This window comes from Acinetobacter sp. YH01020 (assembly GCF_013420275.1).
GTDB lineage: Bacteria > Pseudomonadota > Gammaproteobacteria > Pseudomonadales > Moraxellaceae > Acinetobacter > Acinetobacter amyesii.
The window spans coordinates 1-17,910 of sequence record NZ_VOYN01000061.1 but is presented as its reverse complement, the minus strand read 5'-3'; the positions used below and the strand labels follow the sequence as shown (position 1 = coordinate 17,910).

The 17,910-nt window shown below is 37.1% G+C and carries 8 protein-coding genes and 3 pseudogenes; 9 read left to right on the top strand and 2 right to left on the bottom strand.

Going from position 1 to position 17,910, the window contains the following annotated elements; genetic code table 11:
* Nucleotides 1-127 precede the first annotated feature (127 nt).
* Both xseB and FTT85_RS16185 read left to right on the top strand, forming a co-directional pair.
* Nucleotides 128-223: pseudogene (xseB, locus tag FTT85_RS16190) on the top strand (exodeoxyribonuclease VII small subunit); the annotation flags it as partial.
* A gap of 442 nt (nt 224-665) precedes the next feature.
* Nucleotides 666-1,877 carry a tyrosine-type recombinase/integrase gene (locus tag FTT85_RS16185; RefSeq protein WP_111886099.1) on the top strand — a complete coding sequence of 404 codons (1,212 nt, stop codon included), beginning with the start codon at nt 666-668 and terminating at the stop codon, nt 1,875-1,877.
* Nucleotides 1,878-1,892: 15 nt separating this feature from the next.
* On the opposite strand, the gene FTT85_RS16180 is transcribed toward FTT85_RS16185, so the two are convergent.
* A complete protein-coding gene (locus tag FTT85_RS16180) occupies nt 1,893-2,171 on the bottom strand; it encodes a helix-turn-helix domain-containing protein (protein WP_004871362.1) in 279 nt (92 codons plus the stop codon).
* Nucleotides 2,164-3,468, bottom strand: coding sequence for a type II toxin-antitoxin system HipA family toxin (locus tag FTT85_RS16175; RefSeq protein WP_180183978.1), 1,305 nt, complete (start codon nt 3,466-3,468; stop codon nt 2,164-2,166). The genes FTT85_RS16180 and FTT85_RS16175 overlap by 8 nt, the downstream gene beginning before the upstream one ends.
* A gap of 505 nt (nt 3,469-3,973) precedes the next feature.
* Between FTT85_RS16175 and FTT85_RS16165 the strand changes: the two are divergent.
* The 7 genes and pseudogenes from FTT85_RS16165 to FTT85_RS16135 form a co-directional block, all read left to right on the top strand.
* A pseudogene (locus FTT85_RS16165) lies at nt 3,974-4,244 on the top strand (transposase); the annotation flags it as partial.
* A 387-nt stretch (nt 4,245-4,631) separates the two neighbouring features.
* Nucleotides 4,632-8,048 (top strand): type VI secretion system Vgr family protein, encoded by a 3,417-nt coding sequence (locus FTT85_RS16160; RefSeq protein WP_180183977.1) that lies wholly within the window; start codon nt 4,632-4,634, stop codon nt 8,046-8,048.
* 64 nt (nt 8,049-8,112) lie between these two features.
* A complete protein-coding gene (locus FTT85_RS16155) occupies nt 8,113-13,044 on the top strand; it encodes an RHS repeat-associated core domain-containing protein (protein ID WP_180183976.1) in 4,932 nt (1,643 codons plus the stop codon).
* Complete coding sequence (locus FTT85_RS16150; protein ID WP_373886902.1) at nt 13,001-14,227, top strand: tetratricopeptide repeat protein; 1,227 nt, start codon at nt 13,001-13,003, stop codon at nt 14,225-14,227. Before FTT85_RS16155 ends, FTT85_RS16150 begins: the two co-directional genes overlap by 44 nt.
* A gap of 292 nt (nt 14,228-14,519) precedes the next feature.
* Nucleotides 14,520-16,232 (top strand): RHS repeat domain-containing protein, encoded by a 1,713-nt coding sequence (locus FTT85_RS16145; protein WP_373886901.1) that lies wholly within the window; start codon nt 14,520-14,522, stop codon nt 16,230-16,232.
* A gap of 72 nt (nt 16,233-16,304) precedes the next feature.
* A complete protein-coding gene (locus tag FTT85_RS16140; protein WP_180183975.1) occupies nt 16,305-16,781 on the top strand; it encodes a hypothetical protein in 477 nt (158 codons plus the stop codon).
* A gap of 64 nt (nt 16,782-16,845) precedes the next feature.
* Nucleotides 16,846-17,769: pseudogene (locus FTT85_RS16135) on the top strand (RHS repeat domain-containing protein); the annotation flags it as partial.
* Between the last annotated feature and the right edge of the window lie 141 nt (nt 17,770-17,910).

The following is a 17,910-nucleotide window of genomic DNA, read 5'->3' as shown; positions in this document are numbered from 1 at the left end:
GTTCAAATGGCTATTCTACGTTTGATTGGTTTTGGAAAAAAAGAAGAATTTAAGAAAGTGCTAGCAATTTTAAGAAAGAAAAAGCCTGATAGGACAAGGATCCTATGAAATTTGTCGTGTACAGAGGAAAATCGTACAAGAGTCGATGAGTGCTTATAAAGCTTGTAAGTCTCGGGTGGATGCTGTGCAACAAGCTTTGAATGAGACCTTTAAAGAATCATAATGTGTATGATTCATAGAGATCGTTTCAGTCTAGCGATCTCTAAATCCATCTTGTAATTGGCATGTTAAATCCTGTTGTCAACGGCAGTGTAAAATGACCCCCTTGGTTAAATATTCAGCTCCTACAAAATTCAATAGTAGCTGAAGATCGACTTAATGCGACAGAACCGAAATATTACCTCAAATAATTAAGGTTCGGTTACTAAGTCTGTAAAACAAACCCATTGCAGAATAGTGTTTAACTATCACTGATTTTTGTTGCTTAATACAGATTTTAACAGTGGTTACTTTTTTGGTTACTACAATGTAGAATATAACAAAAATATTTATAAAAAACATATATATAAATATTTATGTGATGCGTAATATACGCATCACATAATAATGCTTATTTTTGATATAATTTAGATAATGGGGATCATTATGCTGGTTTATAAAAATTTATGAGTCTTACGGAAACACAAGTACGAAAGTCATATCCAAAAGAAAAAATTTACTTTTTAGCTGATGATGATGGTTTAAGCTTAAAAGTCGATCCTAATGGAAAAAAGTCTTGGAGTTATCGATATTCAGTTGCAGAAACGGGTAAAAGACCACGAGTCACTCTAGGTACATATCCTGAGATGAATCTCAAAGAGGCTAGAGTGGCCAGAGACTCCTATAAGGCAACTAAATTTTCTACACAAAATTTAGTTCAGGAGAAAATTCAAACTTTTAAAGTTGTTTGTGAAGAATGGTTAGAGTTTAAAACAAATAATTCATTTAAAGATCAACCACGTGGTGGTGTAATCCAATTGGCGAATGCATGTTTAATAAATGACATTTATCCCGTTATTGGTGATATAGATTTTAGCAAAATTAAAAGAACTGATTTAGTTAAGGTAATTAAGCAGATTGAAAATAGGGGAGTTAAGGAACCTGTAAAAAAAGCGTATAGCTATTTAAATCAAATCTATGATTTTGCAGTTGCAATGGGATACTGTGATTATAATCAAGCTTATGGTCTCAATAAAATATTATTGAAAGGGAAATTAAAGAAAAATTATCCCTATTTAAAAGATGAAGAAATTTCTAATTTTATTCTTAGAATAACTCAACTAAATACAGATCCTATTATAAAAAAAGCAATCCTATTTAAATTATATACTGGAGTCAGGGGGGCAGAGTTATTGTCTGCAGAACCTCATCATTTTGATTTTGACAACAAAATTTGGAAAATACCTGCTTTACATATCAAGCAATATCGTCGAAAAGTGATAGCAGGTTATGATATTCCAGATTTTTTAGTCCCGTTATCATCGCAAGCGGTGAGCATTGTTAGATCTGCACTAGAGTGGTCACAAGGCGATCGTTATGTTTTTGCCAGCCCAAAAATTAAAGATAAGCCATTGCATTTTAACACAATAAATTCAGCCATTCGCAAGATGGGATACAAAACAAATGAGCTATCCTCACACGGTTTAAGATCAACATTCAGTACTATTTTAAATGATTCTGGCTTATTTCAAGATAGTTGGATTGAGGCTCAGCTTTCACATGTAGATAAGAATAAAACACGTGCTAGTTATAACCATGCAGATTATATTCAACAAAGAGCTGATATGATGCAGTGGTGGGGTGACTATTTAGAAAATAAATCAAAATCTAGTTTATAGGTAATTTAAATTAAACTATTTTGATTTAATAATAAATTTTAAACCAAATGCATTTAACAACTTATTTATAGAATCTAATGTTGGATTACTATCAGGTTGCTCCATTTTCTGTAAAGTCTGTGGTGCTATTTTAGTAATTTTACTCATTTCATTTAATGTTAAATGTAGTTCTTTTCTAATGTATGATGCAATCTGGTAAATTTGCCACTCAGGATTGTTATTTATATTTTCTAAGACTTGTAAGCGTTTATTCATTTGCTCGATTGCCGTCATAGGCTTATAACGTTTATCCATTAGAAAGCTCCTGAATCTGTTGGCATATATTCAATATACGATGATGACTATTTTGTAGAATCTCATCATCTATATTTATTTTTTTCATTTCATCGAGCAAATTTTCATACAGTGGCAATTGTTGAATCATTGTATGTTTAATTTCAGTTGAATCTATTCCTGTACATTCTTCTATTTGCGTTATGACAGATCCCCATATAGGCATTCCTCCATGGTCATCTTTTTCCCAACGTGTAGTACGTGCAATTCCGTCAGGATGAAGCCACATTGGTGCAAAATCGAAGAGGGGTGTTAATTGAATTGTACCGTCATTTAAACGTTGAATTGCGGTATTACGGGTATGATTATCTTTATTTCCTAATGCAACATTAGTAATATCTCGTTTCAAATATTCAAAAATTTCAGCTTTTGGTGATGAGCAACACTCCATGATCAATGTACAGATTTGATTATGTGTCATTTTAACGCCGAAGCCAGCTTTACCACTTAAAGAGGCTAGGCTTTCTTGTGCAACTCTTTCGACTTTACCATTGATAATTTGGCGATCAAAACGTGGAATAAATAGCGTTCTCTGGTGAAGTTCCAAGTCCTTGAACACTCTTAGACCTAAATACCGAGCTATTTTCATGTAAATTGCTTCATGTAACAGTATTTTTTCCAGTTTTTGATCATTTCCACGACTAAATTTAACTAGCCAATGTTTTGCCGATAGTTCATCTGGAAGACTGTGATCTAAATAAAACAGACCATCATATCCTTGTGTTAGTAATAGTTTAGGCCATTCACCTTGAACACCTGAAGAACCAGCAACAAATAAGCCATATGATGCAAGTGACTCAATGAAATCTTCTTTCCTTTCAATTATTTCGCTTAGGCTAAATCCACGAGGTTTCACTGTCGGAAAATGATCTTGAAGCCAGTCATAAGCTTCTTTAATTCGTAGATTACCAATAGGATTACCTGCCCCAGATTTCAGTAGGGGCCAATCAGCTTGTTCTTCTGCATTAATTGAAAAACCCAGCTGATTTAAAAGCTCCTTTCGCCCATAGCCTTGAGGTAGCAAGTCCATGAGAAATGCTGGCCATTGGTTTTCTAAGTTGTTTTGTACATTGACTGGAAATTGGAATGATAGAGCATGACCATCCCTTAAATCCATATGTTCAATAGCATATTCAAATAAGTATGACGTTCGTGTAGATGCTCTCCAGCCTTGCTCTTGATTAGCAATTAATTCAACGATAGCGCAATCTTGCCATTCGTTATTTTGAAAAATTTGAAGTGTGCAATATTGATTCATATATGTATTAAAATAAAATATTAGTTTCTATTTTGGCTATATTTATTTATTATAGTAAATATATATTAAATTTCCTACTCTGATTTAGAATCATTTAATTTGCACTATAAGTAATCATTTTAAACGTCATAACTTGTCGTATTGCTAAATTACTAACTTCTTTATGCAATTTTTTTGATTAAATATTCAAAAGGAGAAAATAAATGGAATAACTTAATCCATCTGATCTAAAAGCGATTCTACATTCAAAAAGAGCAATTCTGTATTATTTAGAACATACCCGTGTCATGCAGGAAGATGGGCGTGTCTTATATCTGACTGAAGCTAAGAAAAGTTAGACAAATTGTTGTACAACAAGATAAATCTGTTGATGACGCACTGGACATAGCGTTTAAAGAAATATATTAAACTTATTAAACCTAACTTAATCTAATTGGACTCTGTTGCACAAACCTACCTCTAAGGGCTTATTCAGTAATATAATACTCATAAGCTCACACCAAAAATCTATCGTACAACCAATTGTCCACCTACAATAAAGCCTTGATCAATCGAGGAAATATATCAATTTGGTTTGATTCAGCGACCCAATGGTTGCTCCATCCATTGATAAACACGGGTGAAATCAAACCTATTCTGATACAGCAATCCAATGCTGCTTAATGATTAAATTCCTATTTCGTCTGTCTTTACGCATGGTCACTGGCTCTGTTCAAAGCCTGATTAAACTATGCGGTCTAGATTGGACTGCACCAGATTACACTACACTTTGTAGAAACCTGAGTTCGATGAAATCCACTTAGCCTTTTAACATATTTTGGAAAGTTGGCTTATCTATATATTCATGGCATCGGGGTAGATGCGCGATCTTAAAATTGCAGAACAACATTTGCAAAAAGCGGCTTTACAAGGACATCTTGAGGCGTTAGCGCAATTGGAAAATATTCACGCTTTTTTAAATGTAACTTAATAGTATTGGGTTTGAGTTGAGTTGAATTAAACGAAAGAGACGTATCGAGGTGGATTCGTCTCTTTTTTCATCAATAAGGGACTTTTCGCTTACATAAAGCCAAACAAAGTCAGGCGCCGAAGCCTTGGAATATATGAGTTTTCTTGATTAAATACCGCCGTATTTTATAAAAAATCGATTTTTGATAATAAACATGCTGAACAATATTTATTCTGCACTTGAGAAATTGGGCATTAGTCCACAAAAACGTGCCTTGCATATTCAATTTTCCAATACCACGCTGAATGAACAAGTATTCTTGCAACGTATTGATGGGGAACATGCCTTAAGTGAAGGTTTGAATGTTCAGCTCATCTGTCTCTCAACTTCTGCCACCTTAGAACTCAAACAATTTATTGGCACGCAAGCCGCAATCGATCAGGTGACCGATGCGGGGCAACTTTTTCGTATTACCGGGATCATTACAGAAGCATTTCAAGGCCAAAGTGATGGCGCATTAACGCTATATAAGTTGACCTTAGAAGATGCAACGGCATTGTGGCATAAGCGTCGTAATAGCCGCGTGTTTATGAATAAATCGGTCAAAGATGTGGTCGAGATTATTTTTAAAGAATGGCAAAAAAAGAGCCCACTTTTTGCAGCGAGCTTAAGTTTGGACTTAAGTGGCTTAAAAAAAGAGTATGACGTCCGGCCATTCATGATGCAAAGTAATGAAACTGACTATGATTTTATTACTCGCTTACTACGCAGTGAAGGCATTCATTGGTTGGTTGATGAAGCTCAATCTTTTGTAACATCGTCTGTGACACCCATAGCAGCTCAAAAGCTACGTTTGATTGATGATAATAGTCAATATCAAGCTTTGGAGCGACGTAATATTCGTTTTCATCGTAGTAGTGCGACTGAAAAAAATGACAGTATGACCAGTTTTATCGGTCAGCGCAGTCTGCAGCCGACGTCGGTACATGTGCAGCGGTGGCAGGCGGATGTGCTTGAACAGGACGAGGGTGGTGGTGCAGTACAAAGCAAGCATCTACATAGTCAAAATCAAGATAATGCGAGCTTAAGCTTAGAGCAGGCATGGCATGTGAGCCCTGCATGGATACAAGATCTGAATGGTGAAGATGCTGCAACTGCCTCTAATAGTGCTCAAGTTGAACGTCTCAATCAAAATTTTAGTGATTATTATGCAGCTCAAGCCAAACAATTTATTGCTAAAAGTACCGTGCGTGATACACAAGTTGGTTATTGGTTCAAATTGGATGAGCATCCAGAGATTGACCAGCATCGTGGTGCCGATCAAGAATTTTTGATTTTATCTAAGTCTTTTTATAACCAAAATAATTTACCCAAAGACTTAACCGATCAAGTTACACAACTGATCCATCAAAGTCAGTGGCAAGTCAAACAAAGCGATGCGGATGAACGCCAAGCCAATACCTTGGCTTTGCAACGTCGAAATATTACGACCGTTCCTGAATTTAATCCACTTACACATCGACCAGTAACACATCCACAGCGTGCCAAAGTTGTGGGTCCTGCCGGTGAAGAAATCCATGTTGATGAATGGGGGCGGATAAAAGTCCGTTTCCTATTTACCCGTTCCGATGATCATGTTCATGATGGCGGTGCAGGTGCGAATAATAATGACACAGACTCGGCTTGGGTTGATGTACTGACGCCTTGGGCCGGCGAAGGTTATGGCGCACGCTTCTTACCTCGAATTGGTGAAATAGTTGTCGTCGATTTCTTTGATGGCAACATTGACCGACCTTTTGTCGTGGGTCGTATTCATGAAGCGCAGCGTAGTCCCACTAAATTTGACAATAAAGGACAATTACCCGATACCAAAAAACTTGCGGGAATTCGTTCCAAAGAAGTGGCGGGAGAGGGTTTTGGTCAATTACGCTTTGATGACACCACGGGGCAAATTAGTACCCAGCTGCAAAGTAGTCATGGTGCAACACAACTGAATTTAGGGCATTTAAGTCATCCTAAAGAAAAAGCTGAGAGTGAAAGTCGGGGTGAAGGTTTTGAGCTGAGGACGGATCAATGGGGGGCGCTACGAGCTGGACAAGGTTTATTGGTGTCGACTTATAAACAGGAAAAGGCCAATGGTGAACATTTAGATGCAGAGATTGCAAGAACACAGCTGGAGACGAGTCATAGTAATAGTAAGTCTTTAAGTGATATTGCAAAGCAACAAAAAACAGATGAAATTGAATCTGTTGAACAACTAAAGGCTTTTGCCAGTGAAATAGAAAAAGACATTGCTAAATTTAAAAAAGCCATTCTTTTACTCAACTCAGTGGATGGTATTGCGCTCAGTACACCAGAGGATATTCATTTATCAGCAACCGGCATGATCAACCAAATTGCCGGTGATAGCATTAACCTGAGTACGCAAAAAAATATTGTGGGACAAGCTTTAGGTAAGGTTAGCTTATTTGCAGCTCAAGGTGGTATTAAAGCAATAGCGGCGCAAAGTAAAGTCGAAATTCAGGCACAGTCTGATGCTTTGGATATTTTGGCAAAAAAAGGAATTACGATTTCTTCTACTGAGGACAAAATAGAGATTAGCAGTCCTAAAGAGATTGTGATCACAGGAGCTTCTTCCCAAATTACTTTAAATGGCTCGGGAATTCTTGCTAAGACAGGCGGTAAATTTGAAGTAAATGCAGGGCAGCATCTATTTAAACCAGCATCGAGTGCTAGTAAGTCTGCACAACTTCCTGCTTCTAATCCGATGAAAGGGGCCTTAGAACTGCTTAAGAGCTATGGTGGTCAAGATTTCTTTAGCGGAACTGGATTTAAAGTGATTGATGCTTTGGGCAAGCAAGTTACAGGAAAATTAGACGGCAATGGCTTTGCTCAAGTAGCGGGTATTGCACCAGGACCGGCTAAAGTTGAGTTTGACAAAGATCCTCGAAGTGCTTGGGATTCAGCGAGTCATTTTAACCGCAACTATGATTGGGCGGAAAAAGTGGTCCCAGGTGCTTCGGATTTTTTACAAAATACATTGGGTTCGTTGGGGCAAAATTTAACATCACAGTTAAAAGATAATCTCTTCAATTTGAATGCAGATTCTTTAAAAAATATCGGAAAAAATGCATTAAAAGATTTAGGCGGGCAGGCATTAAATCAATTTAAAGACCAAGTCACGAACTCTGCACTATCTACAATTTCATCGAAACTCAACTTGGGGCTTTCTGCTTCACAAATGGCAAGTTTGGGTCAGGGTGCACAAGGATTATCAAGCACATTAGGTGGGTTTGGGGTGAGTAATGGCATTGTTCCTGAGTCAACGGCTGCCGCAGTTCAGAACTCACAAGCAACCATTGATAAGGACATTGTGGGCCGTAAAATTTCTTATTCCACACGCGCATTGACCTATACAGAAACCATTCGAGAAAGCTCTGCAACGCCTACGAATGTGACAGCTGCACCAGTCGCGGTGCCTAAAGTGCCTGAAATAAAAGTAGTAGAAGCGGCACCAGCACAAGCGATACCAGTCCTTGCTAGTGACGATGATTGGGTAGATAGGAAGCAATATTCAAGCCCTTATCTCACTTATAGCGAAACTACACGACCGAAAAAGAACAATGGTTAGCGTTTGCTAAAGCTAGCGTCAAACACAGTTTTAAATATTTAGAATTTGAGTAATAGGTTTTTACATGACAACTGAGCAAAATGTTCAACAAGAACAACAGACAACAACTAAGCCAGCAGTTGAACTGGCGATTTTTAACTTAGAGAGTGTGACGCATACTGAAGATCATAAATTTATTGCACATCAAATTGAAAACTATTTAAAGCAATGTGGTAATACCAACTTAGGGCAGTTGAAAAGTCTTGCTAATGTACCAACGGTTGCCAATATTTTTGCACTTTCAGGTTCAGTCTTAGATTTACTATTGTTTTGTACTGAGCAAAAACAAGGTGAGTCAGGAGTACAGCAAGGCGCTTTACTTTGTATGAACTTGATTGGTTTATACTTAGAACCCAAAGCCGAAGCTCATGTACGAATGGCTTTACGTCCTTTATTGGGACTCATGGCTGAATGTTTATATCCGCAAAATGGTAAAGTCAAAGAAGCCGATATCCGTCGCATGTCTTTGCATTTAAATGCGCAAATGGCAGGGGATATAGAAAAATTCCTGACTGAAACACAAGCTAAATTACCTACCTTGCTTTCAGGTGCAAGCACATTGGGTATATCCATACTCTCAGCCTTTGCAACTGAAACGAAATCAGGACTGGTATCACCAACCATTAATTTTGACGCAACTGCCGAAAAACGAGATCCAACGGAACAATTTAGTAACTGGACGAAACCGCTGATTGATCTGACACAAACCAGTGCGCTTGCTAGTCTGATACCGAAACTTAAAAAGCCAACAGGGGTCACATCTTTACAGTTGGAAGCACAACAAGCACAATCGCTTTTACCGAATCTAATTCAGCAACAAGCAAATACAGGTACAAAATATAGTATTGCTTGGTTGATACAAGAAACCTTAAAAGCCATCAAAAAACAAGGCAATAAAGCCAGTGCCAGCGTTCCTTTAAATCAAACTGGTGAGCATGAGCAGCATACAACAGGTGATACTTTAGAGTTTTTAACTTTACAGGCCGATGCACTGAATAATCCGCCTTGCCAAGGAGCTGACTCACAATCTAAGCACAGTATCAGCTATTCCATTGGCGCAGAACGAGTCAATCATACTGATTTCTACTTACCCAAAGTGGGCTTTAGCTTCAGCCGTCAATATAATTCGCAAATGCATGAGTTTGATGGCAGCATGATGGGCGCGCGTTGGATGATGCCTTTTTCGAATGTCATTAGCCAAAATAAAAATGGCTACTTATTTATAGACAGTAATGGGCGCAAGCATCAGTTGCCTGAGTCAATCCTGTATGAAGCATACACGGTGCCTTATGAAGGCTTTACGGTAGAACCTTTAGAAAATGAAGATTTGCTACTAAACTTTGGTTCAGCGTGGAGTTTCCATTTTCACAGCTTTAATGGCGGAAAACATTATCAGTTGATTCAGCAATTCAATGAAGAAACAGATGAAAAAGTTGCTTTAAGTTATTTACTATTTGAACAGCAGGCTTATCTGCAAAGTATTGATTTTCAATTGAAGAAAGCTAAACACCAGCTCAAGTTTGCCTTTAATGATCAAGTAAAAGTTATCGCTGCTTTTGTGGATGAACAGGCAGAGCCAGTGTCACGTTATGAATATGATACGCAAGGCAATTTAATTCAGGCAGTGGATCAAAATGGCCATGTACGCAGCTATGAATATAATGATGCGCATCAACTGACTCGCTATACCGACCGTACTGGTCGTGGGCAAAATATCCATTATGAATCAAAAGAGGCGAATGCCAAAGCCATCGCAGAATGGGCAGATGATGGTAGTTTTAAAACACGTTTGGAGTGGCACCCGAGACTGCGCCAAGTTGCTGTATATGATGCTTATGATGTGCCGACCTATTACTATTTTGACTTAGATGGTTTTACCTATCGCACACGCTTAGCCGATGGCCGTGAAAAATGGCTATCGCGTGACAGTCAAAAACGTATTACCCGTCAAATTGATTTTGCAGGCCTAGAAACCGAACAAGTTTATAACGAGCAAGATCAGCTGATTAAAATTGTACAGCCGAATGGAGGCATCATCCGTTTTGCCTATGATGAAGCAGGAAATTTGACGGAAACCAAAGATCCAGAAGGTCATATTTGGAAAAAAGAATACGATGCAGACGGTAATGTAACGAAGGAAATTAATCCTTTAGGTTATAGCACGCAATATAAATACAACAACGATAATCAAGTTGTAGAAATCATTGATGCCAAAGGCGGCGCTAAAAAAATTCAATACAATGATTTGGGGCAAATGACCGCATATAGCGATTGTTCAGGTAAAGAAAGCGCATGGGAATATGATGAAGAAGGCGCACTGACGGCCCAGCAGTCTGCTGATGCACAGCAAGTCAAATATATCTACAGCACAGATGGCAAAGACAAAGGCCAGCTTAAAGCAATTGTCTACCCTGATGGTTTAAAAGAACAATTTGAGCATGATGAAGAAGGGCGCTTGCTCAAGCATACGGATACCAAAGGTTTAAGCACGCAGTACCGTTATAACGCTGTGGGTTTGCTCGAACAGCGTATAGATGCGAACCGTCATCAAATTGGCTACCAATGGGATCAGCAAGGCCGTATTCAAAAGCTGATCAATCAAAACCATGCAGAATATTTATTTGAATATAACCGTTATGGTCAATTGGCACGTGAACAGGCTTTCGATGGCGAAGAAAAATATTATAGCTACAATGAAAACGGTCAGCTGTTCCAAATCCGTCAGCCGAATGTGTTTACTCAATTTGCATATTTTGCTGATGGTGCAATCGCTTCAAAAACTTATACCCATGTACAAACTCGTGTAAGTCAAACAGAAGAATTTGAATACAACCTGAATCATCAGTTGAGTAAGGCGACGAATAAAGACAGTCAAATCGATTTTTATCGCAACGCGCTTGGCCAATTGGTCCGTGAGCATCAGCATTATAAAGTGCCGCATTTAACTCCGCTGACGGCTGTGCTGCGTTATGAATATGATGTGCTGGGAAATTTAACTCAAACGATTCGCCCTGATGGACAGGTTCAAAGCAATTTGAGTTATGGTTCAGGGCATATTTATGGCATTGCGTTAAATAAAAAAGACATGGTGGCATTTCAGCGCGATGACTTGCACCGTGAAACAGCGCGGATGCTTGCCAATGGATTGGTTCAAACCAAAACCTATAATGATGTAGGTTTACTCAGTTCGCAGCTGATTCAGCCAGAGCAAGAGACATTAGGTCGTGTACAGCATCAAGCAGAACGGCAGTATCATTATGATCAAAATTATCTACTCACGCAGGTGGACGACAGCCGTTTAGGCAAGCTGAATTATCAATATGATGCGGTTGGCCGTTTGATACAGAGTCAAAGTGTGCATAAAACGGAAAGCTTTACTTTTGACCCTGCGGGGAATTTAATTGACCCGATTGCCACGCAGGCGTCTCAAGTGAAAAGTAATTTGATCGCTCAATATCAGGGTAAAAACTATAAATACGATGCGCAAGGCAATGTAATTGAAAGCAGCCATGCAGGTAAAACATTAAAACTGACATGGGATAACCTGAACCGTTTGATCCAAAGTGAGCTTAATGGTCAGGCGACTGAATATGGTTATGATGTATTTGGAAGGCGTTTATATAAGAAAAATCAAAATGCGCAAACCCTGACCTTATTCGGCTGGGACGGTGACCTGATGATTTGGGAGTCACAGCAATCTAATGACTTCGAAGGAAACTACACCAAGCATTATGTCTATGAACCGCAGAGTTTTGTACCGTTGCTGCAAACGGGCTATACAGGTTTTATCAAGCTTTTAGAAACTCCAGATTATGCTCAATTTCAGCATGAAGATTATTCGGTTTATAAAGATCCGATTTGGAAAACTGAAACACGAAAAAATAAAGCTGAATTGGAACGGGTGCTTTTTTATCACTGTGACCAAGTTGGTACACCGCAGACTTTAACAAATGAGTTAGGTGAATGTATATGGGAAATTAAGCAGGATGTATGGGGGGAAGCTTTAGAAATAAAGGCTTCTCATAATTTACTTGAGCAAACCAATATTCGTTTTCAAGGGCAATATTATGATGGAGAGACTGGCTTACATTATAACCGTTACCGTTATTATGAGCCGCATAGTGCAAGATATGTAAGTAAAGATCCAATTGGGTTGTTTGGAGGGCTTAATAACTTAATTTATGTGAGTGACCCGAATCAGTGGATTGATCCGATGGGATTACAAAATCAAAAGCAAAAAAAAGATGATTCGACTAATATTGATAAAGAATTTCAAAAGGTATTGGAAAGAGAATATCAAGCCAATAGGCGTGCGAATCAGGAATTTGCTGCTGAACGTAGAAGATTAGAAATAAAAAAAACACAAGAAGCGATTGAAAAGTTAAAGGAAGAAAATAAAAGGTTAGAGCAAGCAAGAGAAGAGAAGAGAAGAGAATATAGTGGACAGATGGGGATTAATCAAATGAATGTTCCTGGAAAGTCTCAATTACCGCAAAAATCAATATCAGATATTATGACTAGAACTGAAGGGACAGTTTACGGCGGTTCTTTAAAATTAGGAGGTGGGGTTGATGTGTTGGCTGGATCTGCAAGATCAAGAACCGATGATAACAAAACAAAAAGTTGTAAAATTGTTAGTTTTTGTCCTTCTGCGGGACTAGTTGCTCAAGCTACAGGAAATGCACAAAAACTTTACAGTGCTGGAGAGTTAAATACTGGAATTAGTGTGGCTACTTGCGCTACAGGAACGGCAGGTGCTGCAATTGGTGGCACTATATCTAATTGTACAACAGTATTTGATACTTCTGGGATAAAAAGGAATCTCGGATTTAAAACTCCATCAGAGATATATAGTTTGGAAAACCAAACTGTAACGGCTGGGGCAACAGTGGGGGCATCAGCAGGCGCTAGTGGTGCAATTTGCCCTCAAATTACTATATGTAGTACACCTAAATAGTGTTGTTGGATTAAATATTATGATGAAATATTTTTTTGTATCAAGTTTTATGTTGTTTTTGCTTACAAGCGGGTGTACAAACACTAAAAAAAATAAGGTGGTTAGTGAAGATACTAATTATGTATACATGAATTGTGAAATTTCCAATGAATATGGGACCATTAGTTGTGGGAGAATTCCTATAAGCATATATCAAGAGATAAATTCAAAATTTTTACCTAATTGTAACGTAAATGTGAAGAATGTGCAGAATAAAGATAAGGAGTGTTTAGAAAGCAATAAAAATAGGCCAGCTGATGCATACGTTTTAGGTAATTTAAAATTTTATGGCGAGTCTATTGAACAAAATGAACAAGAAAGTATGCAACTAATTGATTATGCAATAAGTAATCAATATCCTGAAGCAATATTTTGGTTGGCCCAGCAAAATCAAATTTCAGGAGGTGATATAAATCAAACAGTACAGCTATTAGAGCAATCAGCAGAATTAGGAAATCCATTAGCGATACATGGTTTAGGGGTTTGGTATTCAAAAGGTATTGGAGTAGAAAAAGATCTAGACAAAGCTTTAGTATTATTAAATAAATCAAAAAAATATATCCCAGCCTCATATTCTGCAATTGCATTAATTGATTTTGAGAAGGGAGATGTTGATGGTTTTATCAATAAAAATAATATTGCAATTCAAAAAGGTTTTTTATTTGCTTTAGTAGACTTATCTGCATTATATTTAGGTGAAATTCAGCATATGGAAAATTATCGAGATTTAAATAAAGCAAATGAGATGTCTAATAAACTAATTTCTAATGATATTGCTGTTGGATATATGATTAAGGCTAAAATTCTGCAAGAAAATTCAGTTTTAACTCCAAATCAAGAAATATGTGATTTATATAAAAAATCTTATGAAAAAGGATATTTAGATTCAGGTCTAAGTTTAGGTTCTGAGTATTTATCTGGGAAAAATTGTTCGAAAAACTATTCGGCAGCGCTAAATATATTTAATGATATATTTGATAATGGAAGTGGTCAAACTAAAATTTTAGCATCATCAAATTTAGGTTATATGTATTTAAATGGATTGGGAGTTAATCGTGATTTAAATAAGTCGAAAGAATATTTGAAATATGCTAAAAACTATGGATTTCAGCCAGCTATAGATATGCTTAATAATTTAAAATAATGTATATGTCTTAGCTTAATTAATTTGGTGTTTTTTTTAAAGGTTGTTAGTTGTTTTAAATTCACCATAAGGTATTTTTGCAAAAAAACTTTATAAAGTTAATTAAGCTTTATTCTACCCAATTTAATGTAGGTTTTAATTTAGTGGATTTATTTAAATTCCCTACTCCTACGAAAATCTTATCCGCTTGACTTAGGAAATTTCTTGTACAAAGTTTATAGCAAATTAATTTGATGCAATGCATCTTGGTTATATGAATTTGCAACGATGATAGCTTAATTAATTCTTCTAGGTGGCATTCGATGACTTACACCGTGAAACAGCGCGGATGCTCGCTAATGGATTGGTTCAAAGCAAAAATTATAATGATGTAGGTTTACTCAGTTCGCAGCTGATTCAGCCAGAGCAAGAGACTCTAGGGCGAGTACAGCATCATGCGGAACGGCAGTATCATTATGATCAAAATTATCTACTCACGCAGGTGGACGACAGCCGTTTAGGCAAGCTGAATTATCAATATGATGCGGTTGGCCGTTTGATACAGAGCCAAAGTGTGCATAAAACGGAAAACTTTGCTTTTGACCCTGCGGGGAATTTGATTGACCCGATTGCTACACAAGCGTCTCAAGTGAAAAGTAATTTGATTGCTCAATATAAGGGTAAAAACTATAAATACGATGCGCAAGGCAATGTGATTGAAAGCAGTTATGCAGGCAAAACATTAAAACTGACGTGGGATAACCTAAACCGTTTGATCCAAAGTGAGCGTAATGGTCAGGTGACTGAATATGGTTATGATGTATTTGGACGGCGTTTATATAAGAAAAATCAAAATGCGCAAACCCTGATCTTATTCGGCTGGGACGGTGACTTGATGATTTGGGAGTCACAGCAATCTAAAGACTTTGAAGGAAACTACACCAAGCATTATGTCTATGAACCACAAAGTTTTGTACCGCTGCTGCAAACAGGCTATACAGGTTTTATCAAGCTTTTAGAAACCCCTGACTATGCTCAATTTCAGCATGAAGATTATTCGGTTTATAAAGATCCGCTATGGAAAACGGAAACACGAAAAAATAAAGCTGAATTGGAACGGGTGCTTTTTTATCACTGTGACCAAGTTGGTACACCACAAACGCTTAGTAATGAGCGAGGTGAATGTATTTGGGGTATTAAGCAAGATACATGGGGTACAACTTTAGAGATTAAGACCACTGAAAATTTATTAGAGCAAACCAACATTCGTTTTCAAGGGCAATATTACGATAGTGAAACAGGTTTGCACTATAACCGTTATAGATATTATGAGCCGTTTAGTGCGAGATATGTAAGTAAAGATCCAATTGGGCTAGAAGGAGGACTTAATAACTTAGCTTATGTAAGTGATCCGAATCAGTGGGTAGATCCGATGGGGTTACAGAAGCAAAAACCACTAGAAGACGGTTTAGCTAAATATACACGGACTTTGAATGAAGGCATACTTAAGGAGAAGAAATATAGACAAAATGAGGATAAGAGTGCAAGGCAAGCTGCTAAAATATTTGGTGAAATTATGGATGAACATCATGCAAATCAGGCAGTTTGCGAAGAGCAATTAATTGAATATATTGCTTGTTCTGGTGGAGTTGGGCCTTTTGCTGGTGGTTTTGCTGTTAATTTGTATAATGGCAAGGTCTTTAGTACAGGTTCTGCTAGTCCTATTGCTGCTCCTCTTGCAATGATTAAAACCATAAATAAAGGTCCTATATCATTAAAAGATTTTAGTAAATTGGCAAAAAATAATTTATTTTCAAAAGGGGGGGAGTGTGTAGGAGGATATGTCGCAAATAAGAAAATACGTGATCCTATGCTAGCTTTAAATTCATTTTTAACTGGAAAATCAGAAACTTATGCTGTTGGTTATAGAGGGGTAAGAGGGGGGTGGTTATTCCTGATGGTGAAAAACTTTTTGATAAAAATGGGATTAAAGGTATTCAATTTGGTGTTGGGTCATCAGGAATAGATTATTCTGTTGGTTATGGTAATGATAGTGGCTATGAACTAAATTTGTTAAAAAAGAAATAAGGATGTTGTAATGAAAAATATCTTAATAATATTATTTACTGTATTTATTTCGGGTTGTATTTTAAAAAAAAGCAATCAACCAGCAGGTGAAATATATAAAGAAGACTTTAAAAAAGTTATTGATAATTATTTTAGTGAATATAAGCCAAAATCATATAATCTTATTGATAAAAAAGATGTTACACAATATATGTCGATTGATATTGATAAAAAGAATATGAATATTTCCCAGTTTAATAAAGTCAAGGATAAATTAAAAAAAGATGGTTGGAAGCTGGTTGATGAACATGATGGATTATATAAGTTTTGCTTAAATGAATATCAAATTTTATCTGTTTTGTATCCAAGTCAGTCAAAACATTATGATTCAAATGGTAATTTATATAAATATGACGTATATGATAATTGGGCACTTGAATTGAATTTTAATGTTTATGGAATTGAATATTGTATGGATGGTTATTATAGTAGGAGCTTAGAAAGCTAAAGAGGGTTTTCACGGAGTAAATCAAGATATAAAGTATAATGTCTTTGATTGAACGATACGCCATCGTGATGAATTATACTTTGAAACCACAGGCATGTTGGAAAATAGTTTAATTCAAACCAAAAATTATAATGATGTAGGCTTACTCAGTTCGCAGCTGATTCAGCCAGAGCAAGAGACTCTAGGGCGAGTACAGCATCAGGCGGAACGGCAGTATCATTATGATCAAAATTATCTACTCACTCAGGTGGATGACAGCCGTTTAGGCAAGCTGAATTATCAATATGATGCGGTTGGCCGTTTGATACAGAGCCAAAGTGTGCATAAAACGGAAAGTTTTGCTTTTGACCCTGCGGGGAATTTGATTGACCCGATTGCCACGCAGGCGTCTCAAGTGAAAAGTAATTTGATTGCTCAATATAAGGGTAAAAACTATAAATACGATGCGCAAGGCAATGTAATTGAAAGCAGCCATGCAGGTAAAACATTAAAACTGACATGGGATAACCTGAACCGTTTGATCCAAAGTGAGCTTAATGGTCAGGCGACTGAATATGGTTATGATGTATTTGGAAGGCGTTTATATAAGAAAAATCAAAATGCGCAAACCCTGACTATATTTGGCTGGGATGGTGACTTGATGATTTGGGAGTCACAGCAATCTAATAAATTAGACGAAAACTACACTAAGCATTATGTCTATGAACCACAGAGTTTTGTACTACTACTGCAAACAAGCTATACAGGGTTTATCAAGCTTTTAGAAACGCCTGACTATGCCCAATTTCAGCATCAGGATTATTCGGTTTATAAAGATCCGATTTGGAAAACAGAAACCCGAAAGAATAAAGCTGAGTTGGAACGAGTTGCTTTTTATCACTGTGACCAAGTGGGTACGCCACAAAAATTGACTAATGAGTTAGGTGAGTGTGTTTGGGAAATAAAACAGGATGCATGGGGTGAAGCTATAGAAATAAAAGCCACTAATGCATTGCTTGAAGACGGCTTTGTTGCACAAAGATTTGAAATACAAAGCCCCCTAATTGAGCCAAATTTAAGGCGTAACTTGGGTAAGTGGTCGACCTAATTCCGTAAATCTGTTGAGGACTGCTACACGTGCATGAATTTC